Genomic DNA, 13,140 nt, shown 5'->3' with positions numbered 1-13,140 from the left:
CCGCGGCGGGAGTTGTCAGAAAGCGGTTCCGCGACCGTGCGCCGGAACCGGGCGTGACCTCGGAGAACGCGAGAGGGCCTCAGGGACTGCCGATCCGGAAACCGACCCCGCGGACGGTGACGATCCAGGCACTGGAGCCCAGTTTGCCGCGCAGGGTGCCCACGTGGGTGTCGACCGTGCGGCCGCGCGGCGACCACGCGTCGTCCCACACCTGGGCCATGATCTGGCGGCGCGGGATCACCGTGCCGGGCTGCGAGGCGAGCAGGTGGAGGAGGTCGAACTCCTTGCGCGTCAGGTCGAGGGGCCGGCCGTCGAGGGTGGCCGTGCGGGCGCCCGGGTCGATGCGCAGCGGCCCGTGGGCGACGACCCGGCCGGCGGCCGGGTCGTCGGCCGGCTGGACCCGCACCCGGCGCAGCACCGCCTCCATCCGGGCCAGCAACTCCCGGAAGCCGTAGGGCTTGACGAGATAGTCGTCCGAACCCGCCTGCAGGCAGAGCACGCAGTCGAGCTCCGAGCCGCGCGCGGTGACGGCGATGATCGGCAGGTCGCTGACGGCCCGGATGCCCCGGCACACCTCGAGGCCGTCGAGGTCGGGCAGGTCGAGGTCGAGCAGCACCAGGTCGGCCTCGCGGTGGCCGCGCAGCGCCTGGGCGCCGGTGGTCGCGCCGTGGGTCGCGTAGCCGTGCCGGGCCAGCCCCTGCAGGAGGGGGTCGGCGGCCCGTGGGTCGTTCTCGACGACCAGGACGTTCAGCGCTCCCGCCCGCGGCGCGCCGTACACGGGAGCCGGGCGGGCCGGGTGACCGACCGGGACGAGCGGGCCGTGCGAGCGGTGGCGCCGCGGCGACGGCGCCACGAGGTCCGCGTACTGGCGGTTCATCTGCTCCCCCTGAGGCACATCCACGTCATCTCGGACTGCGGGTTCACGACCAGACCGTACCAAACAGACTTGTCTGATTGTCAACCGCCCAGGCCAGCGGGCGCGGCACCCGGACCGGCTTTCACCACCCCTATCGTGAGCTGCGATTTCGTCGGAATACCGGACAAGTGGGGGGTGGGACTCCGTTAAGTCGCCCCTGGAAAGACCTGACCAAGGGTCGACCACTCCCGATGAACCATACAACCTTGTACGTTTCATGGTTGCAATACCGACATAACGGTCGGTTGACATCGATGGCAGACCCCGAAGCCCTCCCGAATCGCCCAAGAAATCGCCTCGCCCCTTGCAGAACCGGACCGACCTGTCTGTATCTTGTGGTGCAGAACGTCGGCCACGGGGGGTGACAGCCGACGTACGGCTTGTTGCCCCCTCCTTCCCGTCACACCGACACAGGAGCGCCGCACATGCCGCACCTCACCGACCGGGCCATCGCCCCGAAGCCGCTGCTTCCCGGACTGACCACCACTGTGCCGCGTGAGTACGTCCACCGCGCAGCGGTCTCCGAAGTCCTGCTCACCGGCTGGGAGCGCGACGAGTCCCCGCACGGCGAAGGCTTCGACGGCTTCGTCGTCCGGGCCCAATGGCCGCGCAGCCACGCGCTGTTCGCCCCCGACGGCGGATACCAGGACCCGATGCTGCTGATCGAGTCGATCCGCCAGATCGGCTCCCTGCTCGCCCACGCCGAGTTCGACGTGCCGTTCGGCCACCAGTTCCTCATGTCTGACATGTCCGTGACCGCCGAGCCTGACCTGCTCGTCACGGACGCGGTCCCCACCGACGTCGAGATGCACGCGGTCTGCCGGGACGTCGTCCGCCGCGCGGGCCGGCTGCGGGAGATGCGCTACGACGTCACCGTGGTCCGGGAGAACGGGGCCCGCGCCACCGCCTCGGCCGCGTTCCGCTGCATGAGCCCGGAGATCTACCGGCGCATGCGCGGAGAGCGCCCCACCACCACCGACCGCACCCCGCCGCCGGCCCTCGACCCGGCCGCCGTGGGCCACGCCACCGCCCGGCACGTCGTCCTGTGCGAACCCGGGCCCGGCACGTACGGCAGATGGGAACTGCGGGTCGACACCGCGCACCCGACCTACTTCGACCACCCGGTCGACCACATACCCGGCATGTTCCTCCTGGAGGCCGCCCGGCAGGCCGCGCACGCCCGCACCGGGGCACCCTGTGCCCTGCTGCTCGGCATGCGCAGCGAGTTCACGCGGTACGCCGAACTGGACGCGCCCTGCTGGATCGCGGCCGACCCCGAACCGTACGGCGGCTCCGGCGACCTGCTGGTGCGGGTGCTCGGCAGCCAGCGCCAGGAGACGGTCTTCACCGCCGAACTCGTCCTGCGGCCCCGTGTCCGCTGACCCCGACCGCTCCCCGGGAGAGTCCCCGTGCCCGTCCTTCTCATCACCGGCGCGTCCGGGTTCGTCGGGACCCATGTGACGCGCGAGGCACAGCGCCGGCGGGCCGACCTCAGGCTCATGAGCCACCGCCGGTCCCTGCCGCGGTCCTGCTCCGGGGCACGGACCGTGCACGCCGATCTCACCGACCCCGGCTCGCTGCGCGGGGTGTGCGACGGGGTCGACGTACTCCTGCACTGCGCGGCGCAGATCGGCGGCAGCGCCGCGGCCAACGAGGCGGTCAACGCGCGTGGCACGGCGGCGCTGGTCGCCGAGGCGCGGCGGGCCGGAGTGCACCGGATCGTCCAGCTCAGCACGGCCTCGGTGTACGGCCGTGGCACCTTCCGCGGTCACCGCCCCGAGGAGCTCACCCGCAATCCGGGCTCCGTCACCTCCCGCACCCGCGCGGCGGCGGAGGACGCGGTCCTCGCGGCCGGCGGTGTGGTGCTCCGGCCCCATCTGGTCTTCGGAGAGGGGGACTTGTGGGTCGGTCCGACCCTGGCACGGCTGCTGCGGGCCCTGCCGGGAGTGGTGGCCGGCTGGCTGTCGCGGGCGTCGGTCATCGGTGCGCCGGACCTGGCCCGGCTGCTGGTCGCGACCGCGCTGGTGCCGGACGGGGTCCTGACCTCGCGGGTGTACCACGCCGCGGATCCGGCGCCGGTCACCGTGGGCAGTGCGTTGCGGGCGGTCGCCGACTGTGCGGGGATCGACTGGCCGCGTGACAACCTCACCGTCGAGGGGGCCAAGGCGATCCTCGCGGCCAAGGGGGTCGCGCCGGGCACGCTCGACATCCTCACGACGGACCACTTCTTCGCGGCCGACGCCCTCTGGTCGGATCTCGGTCAGTGCCCGGAGGGAGGGTTCGCCACGTGGTTCGGCCGGGCCGAGCCGTGGTACCGCTCGATCCTTGCGTCGAACTGACGTTCCGCCCGGCACCCGCTGTGCCCGGTACCGGGTCCGGTGGCCCCACCCACCGGACCCCATTGCCATCGCCGCCCTGTTGAGGGGCGGCCTTTTGTTCGTGCGGTGGTGTGTTGTGCGCCAAAGGGGTTGCGCGGTTGCGTTGTCGGGCGGCTGCGGGTGCGTCTGGGCTGATCGCGCAGTTCCCCGCGCCCCCAAGGGGGCGCGTTGGAGTGGCCGGTAGTGTGAAGTAATGCGTCTTCGTTGTGCTCTGCTCGACGACTTTCAAGGGGTGGGCGGGGAGTTCGGGGACTGGGCCTCGCTCGCCGATCGGGTCGAGGTGGTCTCGTTGCGGGAGCATCTCGGGGGCGAGGACGAACTCGTCGCCGCTCTCGTCGACTTCGACATCGTCGTCACCCTGCGCGAGCGGGTCGCCTTTCCCGGGTCGTTGCTCGGGCGGCTGCCCCGGCTCCGGCTCCTGATCGCCTCCGGGATGCGCAACAGCGTCATCGACTACGCGGCCGCCGAGGCGCACGGGGTCACGGTGTGCGGTACGGAGAGTTCCTCGACGCCGCCGGTCGAGCTGACCTGGGCGCTGCTGCTGGGGCTGGCCCGCGGGGTGGTCCAGGAGAGCACGGCGTTGCGGTCCGGCGGGCCCTGGCAGTCCACCGTCGGCGCCGACCTGCACGGGCGCCGGCTCGGGCTGCTCGGGCTCGGGAAGATCGGGAGCAAGGTCGCGCAGGTCGGGCTCGCCTTCGGGATGCGGGTCGGTGCCTGGAGTCAGAACCTCACCGAGGAGCGCGCCGAGGAGGTCGGCGTCGACCTCGCGCCGAGCAAGGAGGACCTGCTCTCCACCAGCGACTTCGTCTCGGTGCACCTGGCGCTCGGCGACCGTACCCGAGGGCTGCTCGGCGCCGCCGAACTCGCCCTCCTCAAGCCCACCGCCTACCTCGTCAACACCTCCCGCGCGGCCATCGTGGACCAGGACGCGCTGCTCGCCGCGCTGCACGAGGGCCGGATCGCGGGCGCCGGTGTCGACGTCTTCGACACCGAGCCGCTGCCCGCCGGGCACCCGATGCGCACCGCGCCCCGGCTGCTGGCCACCCCGCACCTCGGCTACGTCTCCTACGCCAACTACACGACGTACTACGGCCAGGCCGTGGAGAACATCCGGGCCTACCTGGCGGGAGCCCCGGTACGGCGGCTGCCTCAGGGGGTGTCCTGACCCCGGCCCTTGGAGTGATCGTCCGGTGATCGGCGTGACCAGCCGCAGGTAGGGGCGTTGAACGGGGAGCGGCGGCTGGTCCTGCCGCCGCACTCCCCGAGCAACAAGAAGGAGAACGTGATGTCTCGCATCGCGAAGGCCGCCGTCGTAGCCCTCGGTACCGGCGCTGTGGTGATCGGCGGGGCCGGCCTGGCCCTGGCCGACGCGGGTGCCAACGCCGAGGCCGTCAGCTCGCCCGGCGTGCTGTCCGGCAACGTCGTCGAGGTTCCGGTCAACATCCCGGTGAACCTGTGCGGCGACACCGTCGACGTCATCGGTCTGCTGAACCCGGCGTTCGCCGGCACCTGCACCACCGAGGGGCACCTCAAGAGCGGCGACAGCAAGAACGGCGGCTACGGCTCCTGAGCCACCGCCTGCCAAGGAGCCCCGGCGCCCGGCGCGCCGGGGCTCCTGCCGTGTCCGGGGCTCCTCAGGCGTACCGGTAGATCCGGCTCACGTCCTCCAGCGACTCGGGGGTGACGTCCCACGGCGGCAGCTTCCCGCCCCGGGCGACGACCCGGTCGCGCTGCGGGTCGCCGGGGCCCGGCGGCTTCGCCGGCAGGTAGTGCTGCCCGCGGTGCCGGGCCTGCCACCGCTCCCACTGGAGGTCGAGGAAGGCGTGGTGGAACCAGAAGACGGGGTCGTTGACGGAGGCGCCGCCGAGCATCGCCCCGCCGACCCAGCGGTGCACCCGGTTGTGGTTGTGCCAGGACGCTTTGCCGCTGCCGGTTCCCCAGCCCTCCAGCCGGTTGCGGAACCCCCGGGCGGCCGTCGAGTCCCACGGCGGGACGTCGTAGGCGGGGTCGGCAAGTGCCCGGTCGAGTTCGGCCCCGGTGGGCAGGTCGATCGGGTCGCGGGCCCGGCCCAGGTCCCGGGCGAGGAACTCGCCGTCGGTGATGCCCTCCGTGATGGTCCAGTGCCCGGCCGCGTAGGCGAACGGCCCGGTCATCACCTGCTGGTCCCGGGCCCGGCCGTTGCCGCCGAGCAGGTCCTTCGTCCACGGCACCCCGGACGCCGAACGGTCCCTCGTCCAGTCCCAGTACGGCACCGTCACCGACCCGTCCACCCGGCGCAGGGCCTGTTCCAGGTCGAGCAGGAAGCGGCGGTGCCAGGGCAGGAAGGAGGGCGCCATATGGGCGGCGCGCAGTCCGTCCTCGCCGTCGGGGGTGTAGTACTCGATGTGCGTCCGCACGAACTCGTCGTACTCGCCCCGCCGCTTGACCTCCAGGAACGCCTTCACGAGCCGCCCCCGCTCGGCGGCCGTCAGGCTGCCGGCGTCCTTACGCACGTACGCCATGGTCTCCCCCCATGTGCAGGTGTCCCCCGCCCGTCGGGCCCGGCGCCGGATCGCGCAGCCGCTGCCCCGGGCCCATCTCGTCCACGGCCGCCCGGGTCGCCGCCAGCGGGGTCGGGTACGAGCTGTAGTGGTCGACCATGCTGAGCCAGCTGCCGTCGGCCCGCCGCATCAGATGCAGCGGCCGGCCGTCCACGGTGACCTGCCATTCGCCGTCGCCGACGGCCCGCTCGGCCGCCGGTACGAGGGCGCCCCGGATACGGCGGCCCCGGTAGGTCTCGTCGAAGGAGGTGCCGGCCGGCCCGTCCGCCCGGGGCGACGGGCGGGAGGCGGCGACGACCGGGGCGAACGCCAGGGCCACCACGGAGGCGAACAGCCCCCGCGTCAGCTCGCGCCGCGTCGGTCTGCCCGCCCCGGCTCTGCCCGGCTCCCCGGCTCCCGGCTCCGCGCCCACCGCCACACCACCGACTCCGACCACCATGCTCACTCCTCGTGCGGTTCACCGACCACTGTCGGTACCGGTAACCGTCCGAGGGGCCGCCCGGTCACCGCCGCGCCGCCGCCCGGTGCGGGAACGGGCCGAAAGGACCGTACGCGCGAGGGGGGTTACTTGCCGGGGCCGGCGCCCAGGTCGCCGCCGAGGACCGTCTGCAGGACCGGGGCGAGCACCCCGACCGCGGGCATCTTCAGGTGCGGCAGGCCGTAGTGCTGGGGGTCGGGTGCGCTGAGGGGGGCGTCCAGCTCCAGGCCGGGGGTGAGGGTGCGCAGGTCGGAGGCGGGGATGTCGACACCGACGTGGTCGACGCCGGCGCCGAGGACGCGGGGGAGCGGCACGCTGAGGTCCACGCCGGGCAGCCGGCCGTTCATCGGCACCTGCGGCAGCGCCCCCTCCGGGATGAGCCGACCCTCGACGTAGCGCGGACCCTCGGGGACGCCGGGGATCAGCAGCGGCAGCTCCATGCCGAGCTTGGGCATCTGCGTGCCGAGGGACTTCTCGACGCCGTCCAGGGGCACGGGAACGGGGACCCCGTCGGCCGCGACGGCGGGCGTGGCGGCGGCGCCCACGGCGACGGCGACGCCCGCGACGACGACGGCAAGGGTTCCCCGGGTGGTCGGCTTCATGTCAGGTACGGGCCTTTCGGGATGCGAGAGGAGCGACGTCCGTACCGGGTAACGAGCCGGAATCGGCATCAGCTCACAATTCGCCCGGGTGCAGCATTAGTCGGCTGTTCACCAATCCACTGGTCACTCATCAGCTGATCACTCATCAGATGGTCACTGATCGGCTGATCGGCAATCCACTTCTCCCGAATTCTGCTTTTCTTTTGTGCAGTTGTGCAGTTGTTCGGATGTTCAGCTGGTCCAGAAGTCCCACCATCGGGTCAGGATCAGCATGCCGACGACCCCGGTGTGCAGCACCGGCAGCACCCAGGTGAACTCGCCGAGGAACTCCCGCAGACCGCGCGGCGCAGGCAGGAACCGATGGCGTACGGCGAAGGAGGTGACGTACCAGAACAGGACGATGGTGGCGACCCAGGCCAGGCAGCACCACAGGCACAGCGCGCCGATCCGGTACAGCGACTCGAACTGGAGCCAGGACACGAACCCGACGCCGAACATACAGCCGGCGTCGAAGGTCAGCCAGTACCAGGCGGGGAAGCGGGCACCGGCCAGCAGGCTCACGCCGACACAGATCACGACGCCGTAGGCCACCAGGCCCAGCATCGGGTTGGGGAACCCGAACGCCGAGGCCTGGGCGCTCTTCATCACGCTGCCGCAGGACACCACCGGGTTGAGGCTGCACCCGGGCACGAAGTGCGGGTTCTCCAGCAGCTTGAACTTGTCGAGGGTGATGACCCAGGAGGCCAGCAGCCCGGCCGCCCCCGCGACCAGCGTCAGCAGCGCGAACCCCCGCCCGCCGCCCGCGGTCCCGGTCATCAGCCGCGCAGGCTGCGGGCCGGCAGCACGACGTGCGCGGCGGCCGTCAGGGTCTCCTCGGCCCCGGCGAAGTCCTTCAGCGCCTCGGGGGTGACGGGCTTGCCGGGCTCGCCCTCGGGCCACGGGCGGGTGGTGAACACCAGGTAGGCGTAGCCGCGTTCGCCGACCGCGGCGAGCCATTCCGCGGGCGCGGGGCACTGGGCGTTGAGCGGGGCCAGGCTGAGGACGGCCTGGCCGGCCTCGACGAGCAGCGTGACGGGCAGGCTGGGCCGGGCGGTGCCGTCGACGACGTCGCCGCCTACCGGCACCCCGTTGTTCGCCAGCAGCGCCTCGATCGCGGCCCCGGTGGCCTCGGGACCGCCCTCGGCGTCACCGAGGGAGTAGGCCAGCAGATAGGGCATGTCACTGCCGTCGGGGGCCTCGCCGCTCCAGGCCAGCACGACGAGCGTGCCGAGGTCGGCGAGGCGGAAGGGGCGGGTTTCGCTTGGGGTTGAGGTCACCGCGCGACCCTACCGACGGGCCGTACGGCGGCCGGGTGCCCGCTCACCCGGTCGGCGGACACCCGCCCACCGGGCCACACGAACGAGGGACACCCCTCGGTGTCCCTCGAACGCTCCCGGCCCGGCCCGTCGCCGCTCAGCTCTGCAGCGGCAGACCGCCCAGCAGCGGGTTGTGCTGGTTGAGGGCGGCGGCCGCGGTCTTGACCGTGTTGAGCGGGGAGCGCTTGTTCTCGGTGTCGAGCGCGTTCGTCTGGTGCCGCAGCGGCATCGCCTGGTTCAGGTCCAGGCCGTCCTTGGTGAGCGTGTTCACGGCGCCGTTGAGGCTGGTGGGCGTGAGGTCGGCGGTGTTGTAGGCGAACGCGGGCGCGGCGACACCGACGAGAGCCACGGAACCGGCGGCGACGGCGACGGCCTTCAGCGACTTCATCATGTTCCTTTCTTCGGCGACTTTCGGCAACGCAAGCCGCCCGGGGGAATTCCGACGTCATGCCCAACGATGCCCCGGCGGACCGGAAACCCCGTTTTCGGAAGACATATGAGATCCCGTGCGCACCGGGCGCCCGGGCACGGTTCGGGGGGCGGCCGGAAAAACTGACCGGCCGTCCGCCCGCGGGATGCGCGGGCGGACGGCCGGCCGAAGGGAACAGCCGCCGCGTCAGTCGCTGACGCAGGTGTTGCCGAAGCCGGGGTTCAGCAGGCCGATCACGTCGATGGTGTCGCCGCAGACGTTGACCGGCACGTGGATCGGAACCTCGATCACGTTGCCCGACACCACGCCCGGGGAGTGGGTGGCGGCGCTGTTCGCACCGCTGTCGGCGGCGGCCGCACCGGCAGCGCCGGCGACGGCCGCGACGGCGGCGGTGGACAGGACCAGGCCCTTCGCGATACGCGACATGGAGAGGTCTCCTTGGGGTCGAAACAAACATTCGGGCGGATGCCCAGCGCTGTGTCAACGCGCGCCACCGCCCCGGGTTGTGCCGCCGAAGGAGTGATCTCCAGGGAACCGCCTTCACGACTCCGACACACTTGCCCGGTTTTGACGGATTAATACGGATAGCGACTAGAGTTGTGAGCCTCCCGACTTACCCGTATTGACATCACATCGCACTCTTCGCGTCACCCCCTCCTCCCTGAAAGAACGAAGCCGGTCATGCGCTATCTCCTGGGCCCGCTGCTGTGCCGTGCGTCGGCGAGCGCGCTCGTCCTCGCCTCGGTCTGCGCACCGGGCACCGCCCGGGCGACGGCCCCGCCCGCCCCCGAGGCTCCGCGCATCCCCTTCGCCGAGCGCTACCACGCGGTGCTGCGCGGCGGTTTCGCCCGCGCGGCCAACACGTCCGTCAGCTGTCGTACGACGCCCGGCGAGCCGTACGAACCGTCGTGCGCGGCCGTGCGGGAGGGGCGGCTCCCGGCGGTGAACGGTGACTTCGACATGTTCTATGCCGACGTCGACGACGACCCCGACACGTACAACTCCTCCCGCGCCGAGCTCCGGCTGCCGGAGGGCTCCCGGGTGACGTACGCGCGGCTGTACTGGGGCGGCAACCTGCTGGCCGGCGAGCAGAAGCCGGCCGCGGACGACGGCCGGGTGCTGATCGCCGAACCCGGAGGCGCCTACAAGGAGTTGCTCGCCGACACCATCGTGGGCCACCGCGCCGGCCGCGGTGCCGACGCCTTCCAGGCCTCCGCGGACGTGACCGCGCTGGTCCGCTCCAGCGGACCAGGGCTGTGGACGGTCGGCCAGGTGAACGCGGCCGCGGGACGGTCCGGGGCCGGTGCCTGGGGCGGCTGGACGCTGGTCGTGGCGTACGAGAACCCGGTGCAGCCGCTGCGCACGCTCTCCCTCTGGGACGGCTTCGACTCCCTCGGCACACCGGCCGAGGTACGGCTGAACGGGCTACACGCCCCGCGTGGCGCCTTCGGCCGGGTGGGCCTGGTGGCCTACAACGGCGACCGGGGCGGCACCGGCGACTCGCTCACCTACACCACCGCCGGGCACGCACCCGTCCCGCTCCAGGGCCCCGCCGACCCCGCCGAGGACGTACTCAACTCCACGATCAACGAACCCGGCCCGGTACGCGCCCGGCGTGAGCCCGCGTACGCCAACACGCTCGGCTACGACTCGGATGTGTTCGATCTAGGTACTGGTCTCGCCCAGGGCGGTGACCAGCTGACCTTTCGGCTCGTTTCCCAGCGCGACGCGGCGTGGGCGGGCGCGCTCTTCGCCGCCGCGGACGCGCGGTAGTACGCCGCGTCCCCGCCCGCAGTCCCGAGCGCGCCCCCCGTGAGCGAGGAATCCGCGTATGCACCGATCAGCCACCGACCCTCGGCCACGGGTCCTCCACCTGGCGCAACCCGTCGAGGGCGGAGTGGCCCGGGTCGTCCTGGACCTGACGAAGGCCCAGCTCACGGCCGGTCTGCGGGTCACGGTGGCCTGCCCCGGTGGTGAACTGGCCGAGCGCGCGCGGGACCTGGGCGCCGAGGTGCGCGGGTGGCGCGCCGACCGCTCGCCGGGCGCCGGTCTCCCGGACGAGGTACGACGCCTCGGCCGGCTGCTCGACGAGGTACGGCCCGCGCTGGTGCACGCGCACAGCGCGAAGGCGGGCCTCGCCGGACGGCTCGCCGTGCGCGGGCGTGTCCCGACCCTGTTCCAGCCGCACGCCTGGTCCTTCGAGGCGGTCGGCGGCGCCACCGCCGCGCTGGCGCTGAGGTGGGAGCGGTGGGGCGCGCGCTGGGCGCACCGGGTGGTGTGCGTCAGCGAGGCCGAGCGCACGACCGGCGTGCGCGCCGGGATCCGCGCCCGGTACACGGTCGTCCCGAACGGCATCGACACCGAGCACTTCACGCCGGTCGCCCCGGTCCCCCCGGGCGACCGGCCCGCGGGGGCTCCCCTGGTCGTCTGCGTCGGGCGGCTGTGCCGGCAGAAGGGCCAGGACGTGCTGCTGCGGGCCTGGCCCGAGGTACTGCGCCGGGTGCCGGACGCCCGGCTGGCCCTGGTAGGCGACGGACCCGACCGGGACGCGCTGCGCCGGCTCGCCGCCGCCTCGGTCTCCGCCGCCTCTGCCACCGCCTCGGGCGCCGCCCCGGTCGAGTTCGTGGGCCCCGTCGCGGACGTCCGCCCCTGGTACCGCGCCGCCGACCTGGTGGTGCTGCCCTCGCGCTGGGAGGGCATGGCGCTGTCCCCGCTGGAGGCGCTGGCCTGCGGACGGCCGGTGCTGGTCACGGATGTCGACGGCGCCCGCGAGAGCCTGCCGCCCGGCCAGGCTGCGCACTGTCTGGTCCCGCCGGGGCGTCCGGGTGCGCTGGCCGGGGCCGTCGCCGCGCTGCTCCTCGACCCGCAGCTGCGCACCTCGCTCGGCGGCCGGGGGCGCCGGCACGTCCTGTCCACGCACGATGTGCGGCGCACGGCGGAGGCGGTCGCGGAGCTGTACCGCGAACTCCTCGGCGGGCGGCCGCTGGTGTCCTTCGAGCGCAGGGAGTCCATCCACTCGTGACCGCGGAAAGCACCGTCCCCTCCCCCGGCGCCCAGCCCCGGGACCACGGACTCTCGCCCGTCTCCGTCCTGCCGCCGCGCACCGCCGGCGGCTTCCGGTTCCCGCTGCGGCGGCCGCCCGCGCGGCCCCCCTCCCCGGTACCGCTGCTCGCCGCCGACCTGTGTGCCGCCCTGCTCGGCACGGCCGCGCTCGACGAGGCCGCCCGCCGGCCGGCCCTGGTCGGTCTGCTGCTGGCCGGGGCGATACTGCTGCGCCCGCAGACCATCCGGCGGATGACCGGAATCCTGGACGAACTCCCGACCGTCTGCGGCCGGATCGCCGTCGTCTGGCTGGGCCTGGCCGCGGCCGTCGCCGCCTGGGCCCCGGACCGCGCGCTGTCCCTCCGCGTCCTGCTGCTCGGCTTCGCCCTGCACGCGGCGGCGGCCGGCGCGGGCCGCGGCCTGGTGCACTGGCGGCGCCGCCTCGCCCTGCTGCGCCGGCCGCGCGCCGCCCTGGTCATCGGCCCGGCCGCCACCGCCCAGCGGGTCGCCGCCGCCGTGCTGCGCCACCGGGGCTGCGGAGTGCGCCCGGTCGGCGTCGTCGCCGAACACCCCGAGGGCACCGACGGCCTGCCCGTGCTGACCACCGGCGAGGAGGTCGAGCGGGCCCTCATCCAGAACGGGGTCCGGGCCGTCCTCACCGTCCACCCCGCCGTCCGCACCGAACAGGGCCCGCTGCTGCGGGCGCTGGCCGAATCGGGCTGCGTGGTGTGGGAGGTCGACGCGGACTCACCGGCGTACGAGATGCGCGACCAGCTCGCCGGTTTCTCCTGCCGCCGCCTGGAGATGGGCCCGCGGCGGCGCGGCAGCATCGGCAAGCGGATCCTGGACATCGCCGTCTCCGGGGCGGCGCTGGTGCTGGCCGGGCCGCTGCTGCTGGTCTGCGCGACGGTGCTGCGGATCACCGACGGGCCGGGGGTCGTCTTCCGGCAGGAGCGGATCGGCAAGGACGGCCGCCCCTTCACCCTGCTGAAGCTGCGCACCCACCGGCCGGTCGACGAGCACGAGGCCGCGACCCGCTGGAGCGTGGCCGGTGAGGTCAAGATGAGCCGCTTCTGCCGCTTCCTGCGCCAGACGTCCCTGGACGAGCTGCTCCAGCTGTGGAACGTGCTCTGGGGCGACATGAGCCTGGTCGGCCCGCGCCCCGAGCGGCCGTACTTCGTCGGCCAGTTCAGCCAGGCCTATCCGGGCTACGCGGCCCGCCACCGCATGCAGACCGGCATCACGGGACTCGCCCAGATCAACGGGCTGCGCGGCGACACCTCCATCGAGGACCGGGCCCGCTTCGACAACGCCTACATCGACAACTGGTCGCTGTGGCAGGACGTCTGCATCCTGCTGCGCACCGCGGCCGCGCTCGTGCGCTCGACGGGGAGCTGAG

The 13,140-nt window shown here is 73.2% G+C and carries 15 protein-coding genes; 7 read left to right on the top strand and 8 right to left on the bottom strand.

From position 1 onward, the window contains the following. Nucleotides 1–79 precede the first annotated feature (79 nt). Nucleotides 80–877, bottom strand: a complete 798-nt coding sequence (locus ACFY6U_RS19825) for a response regulator transcription factor (RefSeq protein ID WP_390039886.1) — start codon at nt 875–877, stop codon at nt 80–82. Nucleotides 878–1,341: 464 nt separating this feature from the next. Between ACFY6U_RS19825 and ACFY6U_RS19820 the strand changes: the two genes are divergently transcribed. The 4 genes from ACFY6U_RS19820 to ACFY6U_RS19805 all read left to right on the top strand — a co-directional run bounded on the left by ACFY6U_RS19820 (nt 1,342) and on the right by ACFY6U_RS19805 (nt 4,864). Further along, a complete protein-coding gene (locus tag ACFY6U_RS19820) occupies nt 1,342–2,298 on the top strand; it encodes a ScbA/BarX family gamma-butyrolactone biosynthesis protein (RefSeq protein ID WP_390039884.1) in 957 nt (318 codons plus the stop codon). A 27-nt stretch (nt 2,299–2,325) separates the two neighbouring features. Further along, entirely contained in the window at nt 2,326–3,255 is a 930-nt protein-coding gene (locus ACFY6U_RS19815) for an NAD-dependent epimerase/dehydratase family protein (protein ID WP_390039882.1), read from the top strand. A 232-nt stretch (nt 3,256–3,487) separates the two neighbouring features. Then, nucleotides 3,488–4,459, top strand: a complete 972-nt coding sequence (locus tag ACFY6U_RS19810) for a D-2-hydroxyacid dehydrogenase family protein (protein WP_390039880.1) — start codon at nt 3,488–3,490, stop codon at nt 4,457–4,459. A gap of 120 nt (nt 4,460–4,579) precedes the next feature. Then, entirely contained in the window at nt 4,580–4,864 is a 285-nt protein-coding gene (locus tag ACFY6U_RS19805; RefSeq protein ID WP_390039878.1) for a chaplin, read from the top strand. Between the two features lie 64 nt (nt 4,865–4,928). Here ACFY6U_RS19805 and ACFY6U_RS19800 read toward each other — a convergent pair whose 3' ends face one another. The 7 genes from ACFY6U_RS19800 to ACFY6U_RS19770 form a co-directional block, all read right to left on the bottom strand. Then, the gene (locus ACFY6U_RS19800; protein WP_390039876.1) at nt 4,929–5,795 is read right to left on the bottom strand and encodes a tyrosinase family protein; all 867 of its coding nucleotides are present in this window, start codon (nt 5,793–5,795) and stop codon (nt 4,929–4,931) included. After that, nucleotides 5,779–6,273, bottom strand: a complete 495-nt coding sequence (locus ACFY6U_RS19795; protein ID WP_390039874.1) for a tyrosinase cofactor — start codon at nt 6,271–6,273, stop codon at nt 5,779–5,781. The genes ACFY6U_RS19800 and ACFY6U_RS19795 overlap by 17 nt, the downstream gene beginning before the upstream one ends. 125 nt (nt 6,274–6,398) lie before the next feature. After that, the gene (locus ACFY6U_RS19790) at nt 6,399–6,914 is read right to left on the bottom strand and encodes a hypothetical protein (RefSeq protein WP_390039872.1); all 516 of its coding nucleotides are present in this window, start codon (nt 6,912–6,914) and stop codon (nt 6,399–6,401) included. 231 nt (nt 6,915–7,145) lie between these two features. After that, complete coding sequence (locus tag ACFY6U_RS19785; RefSeq protein WP_390039870.1) at nt 7,146–7,730, bottom strand: vitamin K epoxide reductase family protein; 585 nt, start codon at nt 7,728–7,730, stop codon at nt 7,146–7,148. Next, a complete protein-coding gene (locus tag ACFY6U_RS19780) occupies nt 7,730–8,230 on the bottom strand; it encodes a DUF5949 family protein (protein ID WP_390039868.1) in 501 nt (166 codons plus the stop codon). Before ACFY6U_RS19780 ends, ACFY6U_RS19785 begins: the two co-directional genes overlap by 1 nt. 136 nt (nt 8,231–8,366) lie before the next feature. After that, nucleotides 8,367–8,657, bottom strand: coding sequence for a hypothetical protein (locus ACFY6U_RS19775; protein WP_390040430.1), 291 nt, complete (start codon nt 8,655–8,657; stop codon nt 8,367–8,369). Nucleotides 8,658–8,885: 228 nt separating this feature from the next. Next, entirely contained in the window at nt 8,886–9,125 is a 240-nt protein-coding gene (locus ACFY6U_RS19770; protein WP_390039866.1) for a chaplin, read from the bottom strand. 255 nt (nt 9,126–9,380) lie between these two features. On the opposite strand from ACFY6U_RS19770, the gene ACFY6U_RS19765 reads away from it, so the two are divergent. The 3 genes from ACFY6U_RS19765 to ACFY6U_RS19755 are packed head-to-tail and all read left to right on the top strand — an operon-like array spanning nt 9,381 to nt 13,139. Next, nucleotides 9,381–10,472 carry a DUF3344 domain-containing protein gene (locus ACFY6U_RS19765; RefSeq protein ID WP_390039864.1) on the top strand — a complete coding sequence of 364 codons (1,092 nt, stop codon included), beginning with the start codon at nt 9,381–9,383 and terminating at the stop codon, nt 10,470–10,472. A gap of 58 nt (nt 10,473–10,530) precedes the next feature. Next, nucleotides 10,531–11,721, top strand: coding sequence for a glycosyltransferase (locus ACFY6U_RS19760; protein WP_390039862.1), 1,191 nt, complete (start codon nt 10,531–10,533; stop codon nt 11,719–11,721). Next, nucleotides 11,718–13,139 carry an exopolysaccharide biosynthesis polyprenyl glycosylphosphotransferase gene (locus ACFY6U_RS19755; RefSeq protein WP_390039860.1) on the top strand — a complete coding sequence of 474 codons (1,422 nt, stop codon included), beginning with the start codon at nt 11,718–11,720 and terminating at the stop codon, nt 13,137–13,139. The genes ACFY6U_RS19760 and ACFY6U_RS19755 overlap by 4 nt, the downstream gene beginning before the upstream one ends. Nucleotide 13,140 lies beyond the last annotated feature (1 nt).

The sequence above is a fragment of the Streptomyces sp. NPDC013157 genome, assembly GCF_042899865.1.
In the GTDB taxonomy this organism is placed as follows: Bacteria; Actinomycetota; Actinomycetes; order Streptomycetales; family Streptomycetaceae; genus Streptomyces.
The sequence above is the reverse complement of the archived record's forward strand: the minus strand, read 5'-3'. Positions and strand labels throughout refer to the sequence as shown.

What these genes read in the sequence shown, in the direction of transcription:
- ACFY6U_RS19825 (WP_390039886.1), bottom strand. Translation starts at nt 877, where the DNA reads ATGAACCGCCAGTACGCGGACCTCGTGGCGCCGTCGCCGCGGCGCCAC.
- ACFY6U_RS19820 (WP_390039884.1), top strand. Translation starts at nt 1,342, where the DNA reads ATGCCGCACCTCACCGACCGGGCCATCGCCCCGAAGCCGCTGCTTCCC.
- ACFY6U_RS19810 (WP_390039880.1), top strand. Translation starts at nt 3,488, where the DNA reads ATGCGTCTTCGTTGTGCTCTGCTCGACGACTTTCAAGGGGTGGGCGGG.
- ACFY6U_RS19805 (WP_390039878.1), top strand. Translation starts at nt 4,580, where the DNA reads ATGTCTCGCATCGCGAAGGCCGCCGTCGTAGCCCTCGGTACCGGCGCT.
- ACFY6U_RS19800 (WP_390039876.1), bottom strand. Translation starts at nt 5,795, where the DNA reads ATGGCGTACGTGCGTAAGGACGCCGGCAGCCTGACGGCCGCCGAGCGG.
- ACFY6U_RS19795 (WP_390039874.1), bottom strand. Translation starts at nt 6,273, where the DNA reads ATGGTGGTCGGAGTCGGTGGTGTGGCGGTGGGCGCGGAGCCGGGAGCC.
- ACFY6U_RS19790 (WP_390039872.1), bottom strand. Translation starts at nt 6,914, where the DNA reads ATGAAGCCGACCACCCGGGGAACCCTTGCCGTCGTCGTCGCGGGCGTC.
- ACFY6U_RS19785 (WP_390039870.1), bottom strand. Translation starts at nt 7,730, where the DNA reads ATGACCGGGACCGCGGGCGGCGGGCGGGGGTTCGCGCTGCTGACGCTG.
- ACFY6U_RS19775 (WP_390040430.1), bottom strand. Translation starts at nt 8,657, where the DNA reads ATGAAGTCGCTGAAGGCCGTCGCCGTCGCCGCCGGTTCCGTGGCTCTC.
- ACFY6U_RS19770 (WP_390039866.1), bottom strand. Translation starts at nt 9,125, where the DNA reads ATGTCGCGTATCGCGAAGGGCCTGGTCCTGTCCACCGCCGCCGTCGCG.
- ACFY6U_RS19765 (WP_390039864.1), top strand. Translation starts at nt 9,381, where the DNA reads ATGCGCTATCTCCTGGGCCCGCTGCTGTGCCGTGCGTCGGCGAGCGCG.
- ACFY6U_RS19760 (WP_390039862.1), top strand. Translation starts at nt 10,531, where the DNA reads ATGCACCGATCAGCCACCGACCCTCGGCCACGGGTCCTCCACCTGGCG.